Raw genomic sequence first — 17,558 nt, 5'->3', positions numbered from 1 at the left:
CCGGATCGAGATCATGTTTGGCAGGCTCAAGGATTGGCGCCGTGTGGCAACCCGGTACGACAGGTGCCCGAAGGTCTTCCTCGCAGCAATCGCCCTCGCAGCTCTCGTCATCTATTGGCTATGTGTCCTGACCCTAGCGACGTGCTTCACGGTTGCCACTCGCCAGTATTTCAGCGCGCGTTTAAATCATCTGCAATCGTCCGACTCGGTGATCTCTTGCGTGGCAAACCCTTAAGCGCAAGAACAACCGACACTCTTGGGCACACAAGTTTACTGGTCATCGAAAACCGGTCGCGGCGAACCTTCTTTGTCCAGCGCAACAAATACGAAATCCGCATCCGTCACTTTCTCGGCCTTCCCCGAGTATCTTGGCCTTGCCCAAGCGTCCACGTGAATCCGCATCGAAGTCCGCCCTACCGCTTGTAGTGTCGCGTAAAGCGTGACTTCGTCGCCGACTTTGACCGGCCTGAGAAACTTCATGGCTTCGACGGCCACCGTGGCACCACGCCCTTGCGACACCCGACCCGCTATGTTGCCCGCCGCCAGATCCATTTGAGACATAAGCCATCCCCCGAAGATATCGCCCGAAGGATTGGTATCTGCCGGCATGGCTATCGTGCGGATAACCAGCACGCCTTCGTCTTGCTGCCTGCCATGAGTCGCGAGGTCTAGCCCCCGCGCCAGAGCCGCTTCATAATCATCATTCATGTCTGACCTCTCCCGTTTCGGCACTTGGGCCAAGCATTATTGATCTATCACATGACCCGAAGGCTAACCGCTGCAGTGATGCATCGGGCCGCCTTTATAGCGCGGAAAGCCGTAGCCATTGACAAAAACCACATCGATGTCTCCGGGTTTCTCGGCGATACCTTCGCGCAAAATGGCGGTGCCTTCCTGATGCAGGGCGTGTATGCAACGCTCGGCAATATCGTGGTCAGATTGCACGCGATGCGCAATCCCGGCCTTTTCGGCGACGCTTTGAATCAGCGACTTAACGTCCTCGTCCAGTGTGACGTCACCCCCGTCGTAGCGGTAGAATCCGGCCTGTGTTTTACGGCCTTTGCGTCCCATTTCGACCAGCTGGTCATGCACCTGAAACGCGTGCGGATGCACTGCGCCCTCAGGCAGCGATTTACGCATCAGATAGCCGATATCAATCCCCGAAAGGTCCAGCACCTGAAAAGGCCCCATCGCCATACCGAGCCGGCGCAGCGCGGCGTCCACCACCTCGGGGGAGCCGCATTCCAGCATGAGAAGACCCGCCTCGCGCTGATAAGCCTGATACATGCGGTTGCCGATGAACCCGTGGCACACCCCGGCGATGACGCCAATTTTGCCCAGCTTTTTCATGACTGCAGCCAAAGTAGCCGTGACTTCGGGGGCCGTGCGGTCGGTACGAATGACCTCGACCAGTTTCATGATCTGCGCCGGGCTGAAGAAATGCAGACCCGCCACCCGGTCCGGGCGCGCTGTGGCCGATGCGATCTCGTTAATGTCCAGATACGAAGTGTTCGTGGCCAGAATGGCAGTCGGGTGGCAGACCTGATCCAGCCGTTCGAAGATCTTCTTTTTGATCGCCATATCCTCGACGGCGGCTTCGATCACCAGATCGGTATGTGCCAAATCTTGGTAGTCTGTGGTGAGGGTGACTTTTGCCAGAATGATCTCGGCCTGCGCGCGATCCAGTTTGCCGCGTTTGACGGCCTGTTCCAGGTTGTCACGAACACGCTCGATTCCGGCCTGAGCGGCTTCATCCGATATTTCGACCAACGTGACCGGGATGTTTTGCGACGCGAAGACTTGCGCGATCCCTGCCCCCATGGTGCCCGCGCCGATAACGGCCACACTATTGACTTCGGCGGCCTGCGACAGGTCCAGACCTTCGACCTTGTGGGTTGCACGCTCGGCAAAGAAGATATGGCGCAGAGCGGTGGATTGCGAGCTTTTGCGCAACTCCAGCGACAGGGCGCGTTCGGCATCAAGTCCGGCCCGAAAATCCGTGCCCGTGGCCGCCTGAACCGCATCGATGACGGCCAGAGGCGCGTCCAGCCCGCGTTTGCGCTTGCCACACATGGCGCGCCATTGATCGAAAACACCGGGATCAAAGCTGTCGGGAGCAATGGGCCGCTTCAGCTTGAAAGGGGTCGGGTCCATCCCTGTCAACGTTGCCGCAAAACTCAATGCGTCATGTTCGAGATCGTCGGCAATTGCATTGATCAAGCCGCTTTCCAGTGCTTTTTGCGCGCTGACCGGTTTGCCCTCAACCGCCATTTCCAGCGCGGGTTCGACCCCGATCAGGCGCGGCAGTCGCTGCGTGCCACCCGCGCCGGGGACAAAGCCCAGATTGACCTCGGGCAGGCCCAATCGCGCGTCCGCCGTCGCGATCCGATGCGAACAGGCCAGCGCAATTTCCAGCCCACCGCCAAGCGCCTGACCATGGATCGCTGCGACAACCGGCTTGGGGCAGGATTCGATGAACAGCACCAGATCGTTCAGGTGCGGCGGCACCGGCGGCTTACCCAATTCCGAGGCATCTGCCCCCGCCATAAAGGTTCGGCCAGCACAGATCAGCACCACTACGGCAACCTGGGGATCGGTCGAGACAGCCTGAAACGCATCCCACAACCCCTGACGCACAGCCTGCGAAATGGCGTTGACCGGTGGAGCATCCACCCGGATCAGCGCAACCTGTTCCGTTCGCGTCACTTTTACGGCGCTCATGCCTTGTCCTCCGGCTTGTGTGATGGGTTGCGGGTATCTGTACAGAAATTTCGGCGGATCGGGGTATAGAGAGTTTCGATCTCTGCCAGAGGCAAACCCTATAGGCACAAAGATCCCGTCTATATTTTTTTCGTATGGACAGCAGTTAAAAATGATATTTTTATTATCGCAAGACGCTCTCTACCCTGACCAGCAATCAGAGAAGGCCCCACTCCAGGTCGGGCCGGAACAGGAATTGCGAGGTTGTTATGACAAATCTGGGATATCTCGTAACCCGTGCCGCCCGTTTCTGGGCAGACAGGGTTGCTCTTAAGGACGAACGCGTCACACTGAGCTACGCACAGGTGGACGACCGCACGAACCGCTTGGCCACCGCGTTGACCGGGTTGGGCGTTGTACAAGGCGACCGGGTCGCGGTACTGGCCTGGAACCGGGTTGAGATTGCCGAGGCTGAGGTGGCGCTGTTGAAGGGTGGCTTCATCCGTGTGCCAATCAACGCCCGGCTTTCGGCGGATGAAGTGGTGCATGTTTGTGCCGACAGTCAGGTGCGCGTTCTGATCACGGATGAGGCGCATCTGCCCGCCGCCCAGCGCGCACTGACGGAAAACCCCGAACTGCAGACACTGCTGGTCATGGGTGATGGCGGAAGCTACGAAGACGCGCTCGCACAGGCCGATCCCAGCCCGGTCAGTGTTGAAACCGACCCCAAGGACATTGCCGTACACCACTATACCTCGGGTTCCTCTGGGGTTCTGAAGGCCGCGATGCATTCAGTGCGCAACCGCCGCGCGATCCTGCGCAAAATCACGTTTCGGTCGCGCCTGTACCCTGATCAACCTGAAACCTTTCTACACGTGGGGCCCATAACCCATGTGTCGGGGATGGCATTGCTGCCCATGCTTTCGCAGGGGCATACCAATATCATCCTGTCGCGGTTTGACGTGGACAATTACCTTTCGACGCTGGAGCGCGAAAAGGTAACTCAGACCTATCTGGTCCCGACCATGATCAACCGCATCCTCGCCGCACCGAACCGGAGCGCTTACGACCTCTCCTCTCTCAAACTGCTGCGGTACGGTGCGGCACCCATTTCTCCCACCCGTTTGCGCGAAGCGGTCGAGTTCTTCGGCCCGATCCTGAACCAGGGTTATGGCGCAGGCGAGGTCTGCTCCTCGGTCACGCTGCTGACCGAAGCGGACCATAAGCTGGCACTCGACACCCGACCCGAGCTGTTCCAATCCTGCGGCCGCCCGCTGTTCGAGACTGAGGTCAAGGTGGTTGATGAAACAGGCGCAGAAATGCCCGCCGGAGTGGCAGGCGAACTGGTGGTGCGGGGCGAAGACGTCATGCAGGGCTATTACAACGCCCCTGAACTGACTGCGCCAGTTCTGAAGAACGAATATTACCACACCGGTGACATCGCCTATATGGACGAGACCGGCTATATCTTCATCGTCGACCGCAAGAAGGACATGATCGTTACCGGCGGGTTCAATGTTTACCCCAATGAGGTCGAACACGCCCTGTTCGAGCGTCCCGAAGTATATGAAGCCTGCGTCGTTGGCGTGCCCGACCCGGATCTGGGCGAGGCCGTGAAGGCCGTGATCGTTCCGCGAAAAGGTGCTTCGGTTGACGCTGATGCTCTGATCACGCATTGCATTGAAAAACTTGGGAAATTCAAAAAGCCGCATTCAGTGGATTTTGTGGATGAACTGCCCAAGAACGACGCCGGCAAGATTCTGCGGAGGCAGGTGCGCGACGGATATTGGGCCAACTCAGATCGGAAGGTGTGACCATGAACCAAGGGTTGAACCGCGCCACATCCGGGCTTGAGGCCGGAGCTTTCGCCAACTTGCGCGCGAAGGTAAATGATCTGCTGTATGATGAGATGATCCCGTTCGAACGCGAAAACGGTCTGAGTCATGAAACCCGGTTCGAACGTTCGCAACTGGAAGAATGGTGGAAACGCTCGCGCGCGCTTGGCATCTATGGCTGCAACCTGCCAGAGGAGTTCGGCGGGCTCGGCCTTTCGATCGACCAGCTTTGCACCCTCAAGGCCGACTGCACACGATCCAACGCGGCGCTTTATGGCTGTGTTCTGGGCGAAAACGGCGGTCCGATGCGGATCGGATACATCATCACCCGTGCCGCGGATGAGCAGAACGAAGAGTTCTTCTATCCCGCCGCGCGCGGCGAACGTGCCGGGTGTTTCGCGCTGAGCGAACCCAATGCAGGGTCGGATGCCATGCGTATCGAAACCACCGCCGTGAAGGATGGCGACGATTACATCATCAACGGGCACAAGCGCTATATCACCGCCTCACGCACCGCAGATTTTGCCATCGTGATGTGCGTTACCGACCCTGATGCGGGCGCGGATGGGGTGACTGCCTTTCTCATCAATGCGGCCTCACCCGGTTACCGGGTCGAAGGGCACTACCTGCCGATGTCCGGACAGCATATCGACAATGACATTATTCTGGAAAACGTCCGGGTTCCTGCGCGCAATATTCTGGGCGGGTTGGGCAACGGGTTTAAACTGGGAATGGAGCGGATCAACATCAACCGCCTGCTGCAATGCCCAACCATGTTGGGCCACGCCCAGTTCGCGTTGGAACAGGCGGTCGACTATGCCAACCGTCGAGTGCAGTTCAAACAACCCATCGCCAACTTCCAGGCGATCCAGCACATGCTGGCCGATATGAAAACCGCGAATTTTGCCGCTCATTCGATGATCCACGCCGCCGCCGCCAAGGCTGATCGGGGCGAGAACATTCGGACCGAGGCGGCCATGTGCAAGGTTTTTGTCGCCGAAAACGCCTTTCAAGTGGCCGACAAAGCGATCCAGATCCATGGCGCAACCGGCATGACCAAGAACCACCCCGTCGAATGGGTATTCCGACGCCTGCGCATGTTCCGCGTGTTGACGGGCAGTTCAGAGATTCAGCGCAACACCATAGGCAAAGGCATCCAGAAAGAATGGCAAAAGGCACATCCGGAGGCGGCGCAATGACGAATGACTGGTCATTTCTGAACGGGATGCGCATCGTCGATCTGTCGCGTCTGTTGCCGGGGCCCTTTGCCACCCAGACACTGGCCGATCTGGGGGCCGAGGTCATCAAAATCGAAGAACCCAAGCACGGCGATCCGGGACGTCGGCTGGGCAAGGACATGTTCGCGCGACTGAACCGTAACAAGAAATCCCTTACGTTGGATCTGAAGTCGGACGAGGGCAAGGCGGTTCTGACCGACTTGCTGAAGGGCGCTGATGCGGTGATCGAAAGCTTCCGACCCGGCGTGATGGATCGGCTTGGTTTCGGCTACAAGGACGTGCGCGCACTGAACCCGGCCATCGTCTACTGCTCGCTCTCGGGTTTCGGTCAGACCGGCCCTTATCGCCAGCGCGCCGGGCATGACATCGATTTTCTGGCGCTGTCGGGCTATTTCGCCGTCCCCAGTCAAGTCAATGATAAGCTGGCCCGCCCAAAGATCCGCCTGTCGGACTACGCTGGAGCGATGTATGGCGCGCTATCGCTGGCGGTAGCCATGGCGTCGGCCAAAATAAGTGGCAAAGGCCAGTATCTGGATGTTGCGATTACGGACGCCATGGCCAACTGGTCCGCGCCTTTGGTGCGCATCGCGCATGAACTGTGCGGCGGGGACTCAGACAAAATGTCCTTTGTCATGCCCGACAATGACATCTTTGAAACCAGTGACGGCAGGTACATTGCGATCGGGTTGTTCGAAAACAAGTTCTGGGTGCAACTGGCTACAATGATGGACAGCGAATTCCCGCAGCTTGGTCGCACCGAATACGCCACCAACCAATTGCGCAACCAGCGCAAGCGCGAGGTGCATGCGATGATGTCTGAGATGTTTGCCTCAAAAACGCTGGCCGAGTGGGAGGCACTGTTTCGGCCGACCGATCTGCCCTGGGCCGTTGTCTATCAGGACATGCGCCTGTTCGATGACCCGCATTTGCAGGATCGCGGCATGTTCGGAGAGCTTGGCGAGGGCGAAAACAAGAGCTTTCAGGCCGGATACCCGACCAAGTTTTCCGCTGGCCTGAACGAGTTCAATCGCCCGCCGCCGGGCAAAGGACAAGATACTGACGAGATTCTGCGCGGGCTGGGCCATGACGATGCCGCCATTCAGGCGATGCGCGACGCAGGAGTGATCTGATGACCGAGGCTTTTATCTGCGATGCAATCCGAACACCCATCGGTCGGTATGGTGGAGGGCTATCCTCGGTCCGCGCTGACGATTTGGGTGCGATACCATTGCGCGCACTGATGGAACGCAATCCACAAGTGGACTGGACAGCGGTCGACGACGTTCTCTTCGGCTGCGCCAATCAGGCGGGCGAGGACAACCGCAATGTGGCGCGCATGTCGTCGCTGTTGGCCGGGCTGCCGGACACTGTGTCCGGGACCACGCTGAACCGGCTGTGCGGGTCGGGGCTCGATGCGGTCAGTTACGGCGCGCGCGCGATCAAGGCCGGGGATGCCGATCTGATCATCGCAGGCGGTGTCGAAAGCATGAGCCGGTCGCCCTTTGTAATGCCCAAAGCAACCTCTGCCTTTTCCCGCGCGGCTGAGATACATGACACAACCATTGGCTGGCGTTTTGTGAACCCGTTGATGAAAGCGCAACACGGTGTCGACTCGATGCCGGAAACCGCCGAAAACGTGGCCGAGGACTTCGATATCAGCCGCGAAGATCAGGACGCCTTCGCCCTGCGCTCGCAACAGCGCGCAGCCGCCGCGCAGGCTGCTGGTGTTTTCGCCGAAGAAATCACGCCCGTGACGATCCCGCAGCGCAAAGGCGATCCGCTGGTCATCGACACGGACGAACATCCCCGTCCCGATACCACACTGGCGGGCCTGGCCAACCTGAGGGCCCCGTTCCGCGCAGGCGGGTCGGTGACGGCGGGCAATGCTTCGGGCGTCAATGATGGCGCGGCGGCGCTGATCATCGCCAGCGAAGACGCCGCCAAACGCCATGGCCTGACGCCCCGCGCACGCATCGTCAGTGCCGCGGCAGCCGGGGTCGCCCCACGCATAATGGGGTTCGGTCCGGCACCAGCCACGCAAAAGCTGCTGGCGCGCACGGGGCTGCAGATCGACCAGATTGATGTGATCGAATTGAATGAGGCCTTTGCCGCACAAGCATTGGCCGTAACCCGCGCACTGGGGCTGTCCGACGATTCGCCACAGGTGAACCCAAACGGCGGCGCGATCGCTCTGGGCCATCCTTTGGGCATGTCCGGCGCGAGATTGGCACTGACGGCGACACATCAGCTGCAGCGGACCGGAGCGGCCCGCGCGATCTGCACTATGTGCATCGGCGTCGGTCAGGGAATTTCACTTTTGTTGGAACGGGTTTGACCGCATGAGCACAGGTCGGGCCAACGAAACCAGGGCTATAGGGTGAGATCATATGATTTTCCTATGACGAAAATCGAAAGATAATATTACCCTAATGGCCTTAAGCGACGATAGCCTTTGAAAATGGATTTTCAGGCAATGGCGCATTGCCACGAACTCGATGGGAGGAGAACCATGACAAAACTAGGATGGATGAAGAGCCTGGCCGCAGGTGCGGCGCTGGTTCTGAGTGGGACACTGGCGCAGGCCGCCGATTTCCCAGAGCGCCCGATCGACATGGTCGTCGGCTTTAAGGCCGGCGGCGGAACCGACACTTATGCGCGCGCACTGGCCAGCGCAGCCGAGGCATATACTGGTGGTCAGCCGGTAGTCGTGGTCAACAAGCCAGGCGGCGGTGGTCTGGTTGGCGGACGCTTTGTAGCGGATCAGCCGCCCACCGGTTACACCCTGTACCTGGCCTCGGCAGGATCGATCGTCCTTAAGAACCTGATCAAACCGCAGGTCGTTTCGACCGATGACTTCAAAATGGTCGGCACCATCGGTGAACTGACTGCGGGTATCTTCGTACCTGCCAGCTCGCCCATTCAGTCGCTGGATGAGCTGATCGAAGCCGGCAAATCATCAGACACAGCATTGCGCTGGGGGCATACCGGTCGCGGCAACGTCTGGCACATGGCCGGCCTGGGCGTGCTGAAGCCGAATGACGTCAAAGCCAAGGACGTACCGTTCAAGGGTGGTTCCGGCGTCCGTGCCGCGCTGGCCAGTTCCGAGGTCGACTTTGGCGTGATGGGCGCGCATCTGGGCCGTGGTTTCGAGGATGAGGTCCGTCTGCTTGCGGTTCTGTCCAACAACCGCCATCCCGCCGCACCCGACGCACCGACGGCCAAAGATCTGGGAGTAGAGTTCATTCCGGTATCCTCTCCCATGATCGTAATGGCTCCAGCAAGAACTCCTGATGAGGTCGTTGCGCAACTTTCGGACGCAATCGTGGCAATAACTCAGGATGAAGCGTTTCTTGAAACACTGACGACCGCAGGTTTGCCGACCGCAAGTATCAACGGTCCGGACACCGCCGCCAATATCGAGACGTCCAAGGCTGATTGGAGCAAGCTGTTGGAAGGTCTGGAATGACCCAGAACATTGATATCGACGTGGCGCGCAAGACAGCGCGCCACAACATCGTGACAGGCGCAGTGCTGACCGTTCTGGCCGCCTTCTTTTTCTGGAAATCCTTCAACATCTCGTTGGATTTTGTTGACGAGGAAGGCGTTGGCCCCCGGTTCTTCCCACAGGCCATTTGCGTGGCACTTGGACTGATCGGGGTGACCCTGGCGGTGTTCGGCATCAGGGGGCAGGTCGCACCGGCTGACAAAAGCAGTTTTGACGCGAAACGGTTCTTTTCCGACGCTGTCCCGCTGTTCCTGCTCGGTCTCGCCTTTGTCTGGATGTTCGGCGCCTTCGGCTACATCGTTGCTTGTTTCGTACTGCTTCTGATCGCGTCACTGCTGTTTGCCGTGCGTCCCCCGGCCCTGATCCTTCTGCCGGTCATCGGTACGATCATTCTGTACCTGCTGTTCTTCAAGCTGATGACTGTGTTCGAACCAGCCGCAACAATCTTCAACCCCCTGTCCCTGCTCGGGCTGAAGTGAGGTAAGCGACGACATGGAACTTCTGCACGGATTCTATACCATCTTCACCACGCCCGAGACCCTGATGTTCGTGGTTTTGGGCGCAATCCTAGGCGTGATCGTGGGTGCGGTGCCCGGTCTGACGGCCTCGGCTGCCATCGCGATGCTGGTGCCCATCACCTACTACATTGACCCTCTGTCGGCGCTGGCATTCCTTTATGTCATCGGCAAGGCCGGGCGGTTTGGCGGGTCCATCTCGGCCATTCTTTTCAATACGCCCGGTACGACGGCCGCTGCTGCCACGGTCATCGACGGGCATGCTCTGACCAAGAAAGGTCAGGCAGGGAAGGCCCTGAAAACCGCCACGACTGCGTCGGTCATCGGTGACTATATCGGTGAGTTCATGCTGATTTTCGGCGCGCTGACCATCGCGCAGCTGACCCGTGAACTGGGGCCGCCAGATTATTTTGCCATTTATGTCTGTGCCTTCCTGATCATCGGATCGGTGATCTCGGACTCGGTTCTCAAGGGCATCGCTTCGACTCTGTTCGGTGCAACGTTGGCGATGATCGGGCTGGATCCCATCACATCCGAGCCACGCTACAGCTTTGGAATGGTTGAACTGTATAACGGGTTCTCACTTGTACCTCTGCTGATTGGTATGTTCGTGATTTCCGAAGTGTTCGCGCAGGTTCAGGCCGCCCGGTCCGGACAATCGCATCATGACGAGATCGCCGCCCGCAAGCCCGAAGATGATCAGCTCAGCTGGGTCGAGTTCCTTCGCTGCCTGCCCTTCATAGGCCGTGGATCTGCCATCGGCGCACTGGTGGGTCTGATCCCCGGCGTCGGATCGGCTGTGGCCTGTTTCGTGGCTTATGGTTCATCCAAGGCCAAAGCCAAGAACAAGGACGAATGGGGCAAAGGCGCCATCGAAGGCGTGGCCGCGCCCGAAGCCGCCAACAACGCCGTGTCAGGACCATCCATGATCCCGCTTCTGGCGCTTGGCGTGCCCGGTTCGACCATCGCGGCGATGCTGATGGGTGTTTTCCTGATCCACGGCATTCAGGTAGGTCCGAAGATCTTCGAGACCTCGGGCGACATCGTCTATGGCCTGTTTGCCGCCGGCCTGATCGGCATTGCGCTGTATGGGTTGATCGGCTGGTTCCTGGGACCGCTGATCGGTCGCGTCATCGACAAGGTGCCGCAGCAGCTGATCTACCCGACCATTCTGGCTGTGGCCCTGATCTCAGCCTACACCGCGCGGTCTTCGATGTTCGACGTGCTGGTCGCCTGTATCTTTGGCCTGATTGGGTATTTCATGCGGACGCTGAACTTCAGCCCTGCCGCCGCGATCATCGCCTTTGTGCTGGCTCCTGGGGCCGAGCAGGCGCTGCGCCAGTCGGTTCTGCTGACCGACGACGGGTTTGGTATCTTCCTGCACCGCCCCGTGGCGCTGGTCTTCTTTGCCATCCCCGTAATCGCAATCGGTATTCGCATCATCGGCCGGATGCGCGCCCGCAAGGCCACCCGGACCGAGTTGCAGACCTGACAAACCCCTGCCCGAGCGCCTCAAAAGGGTGCTCGGGCAAAACAACAGGGATTCTGAGGATATGCTGGACGACACCAACTCTAATCTACAGCAATATCTGAACGCCCTGCGCGCAGATGGCTTTGGCGGCGATATCGCCGATGACGAGGCCGCTCGGCTGGTCGGGGCGACCGACAACAGCATCTATCACATCGAACCGCAGGCAATCCTGTTTCCCAAGGAAGCTACCGATGTGGTGCGGGCCGCGACACTTGCGGATCGGTTTGGCATCGCGTTGACCGCCCGTGGCGGCGGGACCGGCACCAACGGTCAGTCACTGAATGACGGCGTGGTGGTCGACATGTCGCGCCACATGACCGGCATCCTGTCGTTGAATACGGATGCGGGCACAGTCACGGTCGAACCCGGCGTGGTGCTGGATCAGCTCAACGCATATCTAAAGCCGCACGGCTATTTCTTTGCCCCCACAGTTTCCACGTCCTCTCGGGCGACAGTTGGCGGCATGTTCGCCACCGATGCCAGCGGCAAAGGCAGTCGGATCTATGGCCGCATGTCGGATCATGTCCTCGCCGCCGAAATCACTTTGGCCAATGGGCGTCGAGTTTCAGTCACCACTCACGGTAGTTTGGATGAAGAATTGAGTCGCACTGCGACTGCAATCCGCGCTGACCTGGACTCTCACGCTCAAGAGATCGCCCGCCGGTTTCCCGTCATGAACAGGGGCCTGACCGGCTATAATCTGGACGAGGCGCGCGGAAACGCGGGCGATCTCAACCTCATCAAACTACTGGCCGGGTCCGAGGGCACACTGGCCCTGACTACCCATCTGACACTGCACATCACGCCGATCCCAAAAACGCGCGCCCTGACGGTATTGGCCTATGACAACTGCGTCGCGGCACTGGACCACGTTCCATTTTTGGTCAAATCCGAACCAGCGGCGATCGAGTTTCTGGACGACAAAATCCTTGCCCTTGCCGCTGCCTCTCCGATGTGGAGCGAGGTGGAAAGTGTATTGGGCCAAATCGGCGAGGCCGGCGGTCTTCTGTTCGTGGAATTTACCGGCGACAGCAATGACGAAGTGCGCGCGGGTCAGGACCGTTTGGCCCATATTCTTGATCAGAACCTTATCCATCTCGCTGCTCAGGTGACCACCGCTGCTCCGACCGAGATGTCGGCGCTGTGGGAGATGCGCAAACGCGCGGTGGGTCTGTTGGCCGCGGTGGAAACCAGCCGAATAGGCCTGCCCTTTGTCGAGGACGCCGCTGTTCCACCGGAAAACCTGTCGGCCTTCGTTTCCGAGTTCGGTCAGTTGCTGGATTCCCGAGGTCTGACCTTCGGAATGTTCGGCCACGCAGATGTGGGCTGTGTCCACGTGCGCCCGATGTTGAACATGCGCGACCCGGCGGATCGGGATCAAATCCGCCCGATCTCGGACGCGGTGTCGGCGCTGTGCCAAAAACACGGCGGCCTGATCTGGGGCGAGCATGGCAAGGGAATGCGAGGAGAGTACGTCGAAACCTACGTGGGCCCCGACCTTTATTCGGTGATGCGCCGGATCAAGGCCGCTTTCGACCCCGACAACCGCCTGAACCCCGGCAAGCTGGTGACGGCAGATGCCAGCGAACTGACGGTGACGAGGCTGGATGACGTTCCGATACGCGGCGCACGAGACGCCCAGATTGACGAAACCGTCCATGCCGCATTTGACCGTGCTATTGCGTGCAACGGCAACGGTGCCTGCCATAACTGGGCGCCCGACGACCCGATGTGCCCGTCCTACAAGGTCACGCGTGACAAAGTGCAGGCCCCCAAGGGTCGCGCCAGCCTGTTTCGCGAATGGGCGGGGCTGCGTTCGACCGATCAGGATGTCGGGCCTGTGGAAGAGGCACTGAAATCCAGCCTGGACACCTGCTTGTCCTGCAAGTCCTGCACAGGTCAATGTCCGGTGCGGGTGGATATCCCGGCGATGAAATCCGCCTTTCTGCACGAGTATTTCAAATCCCGGGCGCGCCCTGCCCGTGACCTCCTGCTGCGTCATATGGAAGGGCTGTCGCTGATCCTGCGTAAGTTGCCGCGTCTGGCTAATCTGGCGCTTGGCAATCCGTTAACGCGCGCGGCTCTGAACCGTGGCTTTGGCCTGGTCGATATCCCGACTTATGCGCCGCTGACCGCCGAACAGGCGGTACACCAGGGCAAAGGACGTCTGATCGATCCCCTGAACCTGCCATCGGATTGGGGTCAGAGCCCGGTCGTGCTGGTTCTAGACAGTTTCACCGGCGCGTTCGACACCAATGTAATCGCACAATCGGCGACACTGCTGAACCGGCTTGGCTTCTCCGTCTGGTCCCTCCCCCCAGTAGCAAATGGTAAGGCGCGGCAAGTGCGTGGCATGTTGGACGCGTTTGAAGCGCAGCGCCACAAGACCGGCGCGCTGTTGTCACGGATCAAGATGGATGCACTACCTCTGATCAGCCTCGAACCCGCCGTTACCGATCTGCTGAACAAGGACTACAACCTGGGCAAACAAACCGTTCTCTCGCTGGACCGGTTCCTGTCCGAAAATCTGGACTTGCTGCCCCAATTGGCTGCCGAAGACACCCAGTTCACTCTGTTTTCTCATTGCACCGAGAAAACCGCCGACCCGGCAACACCCCGGCGTTGGCAAACGGTGTTTCGCCGCTTCGGGCTGACGCTTGAAATCGCCGACACCGGGTGCTGCGGCATGGCGGGCCTGTTCGGCCACGAAACCGAGCATCGCGACATGTCCCGTGATCTATTTGACTTGTCCTGGCGCGCGCCCTTGAAAACGGCCGATGCCGGAGCGCTGGCTACCGGGTTTTCCTGCCGGTCTCAGGCCGAACGCTTTGGCTCGGCCAAACCCGCACACCCCAGCGCTGCGCTTTTGGCGCGGCTTGAACCGAAACCTCAAAAAGAAACGAGGCTCTCATGACCGCCAACAACATGATCGTCCTGATGTCCGATGAACATGCTTCCAACATCATGGGTTGCGCCGGACATCCCTTCATCAAGACCCCCAATCTGGATCGGCTGGCAGCGCGGGGCACCCTGTTCGACAGCGCCTATACCAATGCACCGATCTGCGTGCCCGCACGAGCCAGCTTCGCCACCGGCAAATATGGCCATCAGACCGGCCATTGGGACAACGCCACCCCTTACACCGGCGAGCCGAAATCCTGGGGTCATTACCTGCAGAAAAACGGCAACCCGGTGGGGTCAATCGGTAAGTTGCATTACCGCAATGCATCCGATCCGGTCGGATTGGATTTCCAGCAGATTCCGATGCATCTGGTCAACGGCGTCGGAGACGTTCTGGGCTGCGTGCGTGAACCGATGCCGCGCCGCTGGAAAGCACGCGATCTGGCAGACAGCGCTGGCCCGGGCGAGACGTCGTACACCACCTATGACCGCAACATCACCGATGCGGCCTGCAACTGGATCGCGGAGCGCGGACGCGAACCGGCAGGCGACAAGCCTTGGACCGTGTTCATCTCGATGGTCGCGCCGCATTTCCCGCTGACCGCGCCGCAGGAGTTCTATGACCTGTACAAGGATATGGACCTCAAACCCTCGAAACCCGCGCGCGAGGATGACCACCCGTGGCTCAAGGCGTTGCGCCACTGCTTTGTCTACGACAACTTCAACGAAGAACGCACGCAGGCCGCGCTGACCGGGTATTTCGGTCTGGTCAGTTTCATGGATTCCAATGTGGGCCGCATTCTGGACGCGATCGAGGCGGCAGGGCTAAACGACACGACCAACATCATCTACGTAAGCGACCACGGCGATAATATGGGCGAGCGCGGTATGTGGGGCAAATCCAACATGTACGAAGAAGCCGCGGCCATTCCGATGATCATGGCCGGACCGGATGTGCCGGGCGGAAAAGTCAGCAAGACACCGGTATCGTTGGCAGATGTCTTCCCCACGGTTCTGGAATGCGCCGGTCTGATTGCCGATGACCCCGAGCTGCCGGGCCGCTCGTTGTTCCAGATCGCTGCCGAAGACGATTGTCCCAACCGTGCCGTATTCTCAGAGTATCACGCCGCTGGTGCGATGTCCGGGGCTTTCATGATCCGCAAGGGGCCGTGGAAGTATATCTACTACACCGGTCTTGCACCGCAGCTGTTCAACCTGGACAAAGACCCCGAAGAGATCGACGATCTGGGCACCGCGCCCGACTTCGAGGCCATCCGCGCCGACTTGCATGCCGAGCTTCTCAAGGTCTGCGACCCGGACGCGGTGGACCGTCAGGCAAAGGCCGATCAGGCAGTGATCATCGCAAAACACGGCGGGGTCGAGGCGGTGCTGGAACGGGGCGGTTTCGGCGCGACACCAGCGCCTGGCGCGAAGGCAGACTTCGTCGCTTCGAAAGATGCCGCCACATGAGCGGGACCAATAGGCAGATCCCGGTTTGTGCGGGGCCCGATCCGACGCCAAAAGCGCCGCGATTGGCCATGCCACCGCTGGCTTGCGACTGTCACGCGCATGTGTTTGGGCCGGACGCGCAGTTTTCAATGGTGCCGGACCGGCTTTACACGCCGCCCGAAGCACCATTGGGCGCGTACGAGTATTTGCTGGCCACGCTGGGATTACAGCGCGCCGTCATTGTGCAGCCCAGTATTTATGGCACGGACAACCGGGTCACTCTGCAAGCGGCCGAGACGGATTTGACCAGATACCGAGCGGTGGTGGTCGTGGACAGCTCGACAACCGAAGCCCAGTTGCAAAGGATGCACGATCGGGGCGCGCGCGGCGTTCGGGCCAACCTGCTGTTCAGCGGTGAAAAGGCCATGGCCGAGGTTCGCACCATTGCCGACAGGATCGAACCGTTGGGATGGCACCTGCAGGTACTGCTGGATATCAGCACATTCCCCGACCCATACGCCTATTTTTCAACCCTTCCGGTGCAGACGGTCTTTGACCACATGGGCCATTTCCCTGTGGCAAAAGGGATCGCAACCGAGGGTTTTCAGGCTCTGTTGCGCCTAATGCACGAGGGCAAAGCCTGGACGAAACTGTCCGGCGCGTACCGGATCACCGGCCAGACTGCGCCGCCATATGAAGATGTCACACCCATCGCAAAGGCCTTGATTGCGGCGAACCCAGATCAGGTGGTCTATGGCACCGACTGGCCGCATCCGCACATTCCTGTGGCAATGCCAAATGACGGTGATCTGTTGGATCAACTGGCCGATTGGGCCCTTGATGCGACTGCAATCAAGGCAATACTGACAGACAACCCCGCCCGTCTTTATGGTTTTTGATCGTCGGTCCTGACATGCCTGAAGGTGCCGCGGATCACGCCGCGATCAAACAGCTCATGGCAGATGTCCAGCATCTCCTGCCGAACGGCTCGTGAAGCTGCGTTTAGTGGCTGGTTGCGTGGCCAAGCGAGATAGATGTCTCGGATCAGGTCGGGATTAACCAGCCGTTTTGCCGAAATCTCTCCGCGACGCCAAAGCGCGTCAAGGGATGGCCATGGCAGCACTCCGGACGTCACGCCGCTGCGAATGTAGCTTAGTCTCAACCGTGCGGATTCAGTCGTCACACGCAAATTAAGGGCACGTCCCTTCTTTTCCGCGACATCTTCAACGATTTCACGCACGGCATGTGTCTGCTGGCTCAGCACCAGCGGCACTGTAAACAGGGCTTCAACATCCACCGTCTCGGATCCCGAGCACGGTTTTTCGCCCGCGCGATGGCGCGATACCAGATACAAAGGTTCAGTATAGAGATGCAGATATTCAGCCCTGGTCGTTTTCTCACGAGTGGCCAGTATCCCTAGATCAACGCGACCGTTTTCGATCATCTCTTTCACGGTCAGCGCCAACTCTTCCATGATCCGAAGCTCGACCTCTGGGTACTTTTCGGCAACCCGTTCCAACAAAAGCGGCGCGACGTGGACACCCAGCATCGGCGGCAGAACAATCGAGACCTCACCGCGGGGCGTGTCCGCCTCTTTTCGTACATCGTCGGTCGCCTGCTTCAACTGCGCCACTATCTTGCGGGCATGATGATATAAAACCTCTCCCGCCTTGGTCGGCTTGACCCCGCGCGACGAGCGCACCAGCAATTCGGTCGTCAATTCCTCTTCCAGATTGGCGATGTGTTGGCTTAGCGCAGGCTGGGCGATATGCAAAACCCGCGCTGCGCTGGACACACTGCCCTGATCGACAATCGAAATGAAGTAGCGAAGTTGGCGAATATTCATCACACACTCGGGCAAGACCTGAAGACAAATCCATTATA

13 protein-coding genes and 1 pseudogene are annotated in these 17,558 nt (G+C 59.4%); 11 read left to right on the top strand and 3 right to left on the bottom strand.

What is annotated here, in order from left to right; all coding sequences use genetic code 11:
* Nucleotides 1–121 (top strand): annotated as a pseudogene (locus ACR0AA_RS16735) (transposase); the annotation flags it as partial.
* 149 nt (nucleotides 122–270) lie between these two features.
* Here ACR0AA_RS16735 and ACR0AA_RS16730 read toward each other — a convergent pair.
* Together ACR0AA_RS16730 and ACR0AA_RS16725 are read right to left on the bottom strand one after the other, a co-directional pair.
* The gene (locus ACR0AA_RS16730) at nucleotides 271–609 is read right to left on the bottom strand and encodes an acyl-CoA thioesterase (protein ID WP_480756470.1); all 339 of its coding nucleotides are present in this window, start codon (nucleotides 607–609) and stop codon (nucleotides 271–273) included.
* Nucleotides 610–771: 162 nt separating this feature from the next.
* Entirely contained in the window at nucleotides 772–2,721 is a 1,950-nt protein-coding gene (locus ACR0AA_RS16725) for a 3-hydroxyacyl-CoA dehydrogenase NAD-binding domain-containing protein (protein WP_480666215.1), read from the bottom strand.
* Nucleotides 2,722–2,969: 248 nt separating this feature from the next.
* On the opposite strand from ACR0AA_RS16725, the gene ACR0AA_RS16720 reads away from it, so the two are divergent.
* The 10 genes from ACR0AA_RS16720 to ACR0AA_RS16675 all read left to right on the top strand — a co-directional run bounded on the left by ACR0AA_RS16720 (nucleotide 2,970) and on the right by ACR0AA_RS16675 (nucleotide 16,573).
* On the top strand, nucleotides 2,970–4,514 hold the full coding sequence (locus tag ACR0AA_RS16720) for a class I adenylate-forming enzyme family protein (RefSeq protein ID WP_480666216.1): 1,545 nt from the start codon (nucleotides 2,970–2,972) through the stop codon (nucleotides 4,512–4,514).
* A gap of 2 nt (nucleotides 4,515–4,516) precedes the next feature.
* Entirely contained in the window at nucleotides 4,517–5,734 is a 1,218-nt protein-coding gene (locus ACR0AA_RS16715) for an acyl-CoA dehydrogenase family protein (protein ID WP_480666217.1), read from the top strand.
* Nucleotides 5,731–6,903: a CaiB/BaiF CoA transferase family protein gene (locus ACR0AA_RS16710; protein ID WP_480666218.1), complete on the top strand. Its 1,173-nt coding sequence runs from the start codon at nucleotides 5,731–5,733 to the stop codon at nucleotides 6,901–6,903. Before ACR0AA_RS16715 ends, ACR0AA_RS16710 begins: the two co-directional genes overlap by 4 nt.
* Nucleotides 6,903–8,108 (top strand): 3-oxoadipyl-CoA thiolase, encoded by a 1,206-nt coding sequence (gene pcaF / locus ACR0AA_RS16705; protein ID WP_480756469.1) that lies wholly within the window; start codon nucleotides 6,903–6,905, stop codon nucleotides 8,106–8,108. Before ACR0AA_RS16710 ends, pcaF begins: the two co-directional genes overlap by 1 nt.
* 174 nt (nucleotides 8,109–8,282) lie before the next feature.
* The gene (locus ACR0AA_RS16700) at nucleotides 8,283–9,239 is read left to right on the top strand and encodes a tripartite tricarboxylate transporter substrate binding protein (RefSeq protein WP_480666220.1); all 957 of its coding nucleotides are present in this window, start codon (nucleotides 8,283–8,285) and stop codon (nucleotides 9,237–9,239) included.
* Nucleotides 9,236–9,757 carry a tripartite tricarboxylate transporter TctB family protein gene (locus ACR0AA_RS16695; protein ID WP_480666221.1) on the top strand — a complete coding sequence of 174 codons (522 nt, stop codon included), beginning with the start codon at nucleotides 9,236–9,238 and terminating at the stop codon, nucleotides 9,755–9,757. Before ACR0AA_RS16700 ends, ACR0AA_RS16695 begins: the two co-directional genes overlap by 4 nt.
* A gap of 13 nt (nucleotides 9,758–9,770) precedes the next feature.
* Nucleotides 9,771–11,285, top strand: coding sequence for a tripartite tricarboxylate transporter permease (locus ACR0AA_RS16690; RefSeq protein WP_480666222.1), 1,515 nt, complete (start codon nucleotides 9,771–9,773; stop codon nucleotides 11,283–11,285).
* A gap of 61 nt (nucleotides 11,286–11,346) precedes the next feature.
* A complete protein-coding gene (locus ACR0AA_RS16685; protein WP_480666223.1) occupies nucleotides 11,347–14,238 on the top strand; it encodes an FAD-binding and (Fe-S)-binding domain-containing protein in 2,892 nt (963 codons plus the stop codon).
* Nucleotides 14,235–15,695 carry a sulfatase family protein gene (locus ACR0AA_RS16680; protein ID WP_480756468.1) on the top strand — a complete coding sequence of 487 codons (1,461 nt, stop codon included), beginning with the start codon at nucleotides 14,235–14,237 and terminating at the stop codon, nucleotides 15,693–15,695. Before ACR0AA_RS16685 ends, ACR0AA_RS16680 begins: the two co-directional genes overlap by 4 nt.
* Nucleotides 15,692–16,573 carry an amidohydrolase family protein gene (locus tag ACR0AA_RS16675; RefSeq protein ID WP_480666225.1) on the top strand — a complete coding sequence of 294 codons (882 nt, stop codon included), beginning with the start codon at nucleotides 15,692–15,694 and terminating at the stop codon, nucleotides 16,571–16,573. Before ACR0AA_RS16680 ends, ACR0AA_RS16675 begins: the two co-directional genes overlap by 4 nt.
* Here ACR0AA_RS16675 and ACR0AA_RS16670 read toward each other — a convergent pair.
* Complete coding sequence (locus ACR0AA_RS16670; protein ID WP_480666226.1) at nucleotides 16,561–17,520, bottom strand: LysR substrate-binding domain-containing protein; 960 nt, start codon at nucleotides 17,518–17,520, stop codon at nucleotides 16,561–16,563. The genes ACR0AA_RS16675 and ACR0AA_RS16670 overlap by 13 nt on opposite strands.
* Nucleotides 17,521–17,558: the final 38 nt, after the last annotated feature.

This window comes from Ruegeria sp. CE8 (assembly GCF_056537465.1).
The sequence above is the reverse complement of the archived record's forward strand: the minus strand, read 5'-3'. Positions and strand labels throughout refer to the sequence as shown.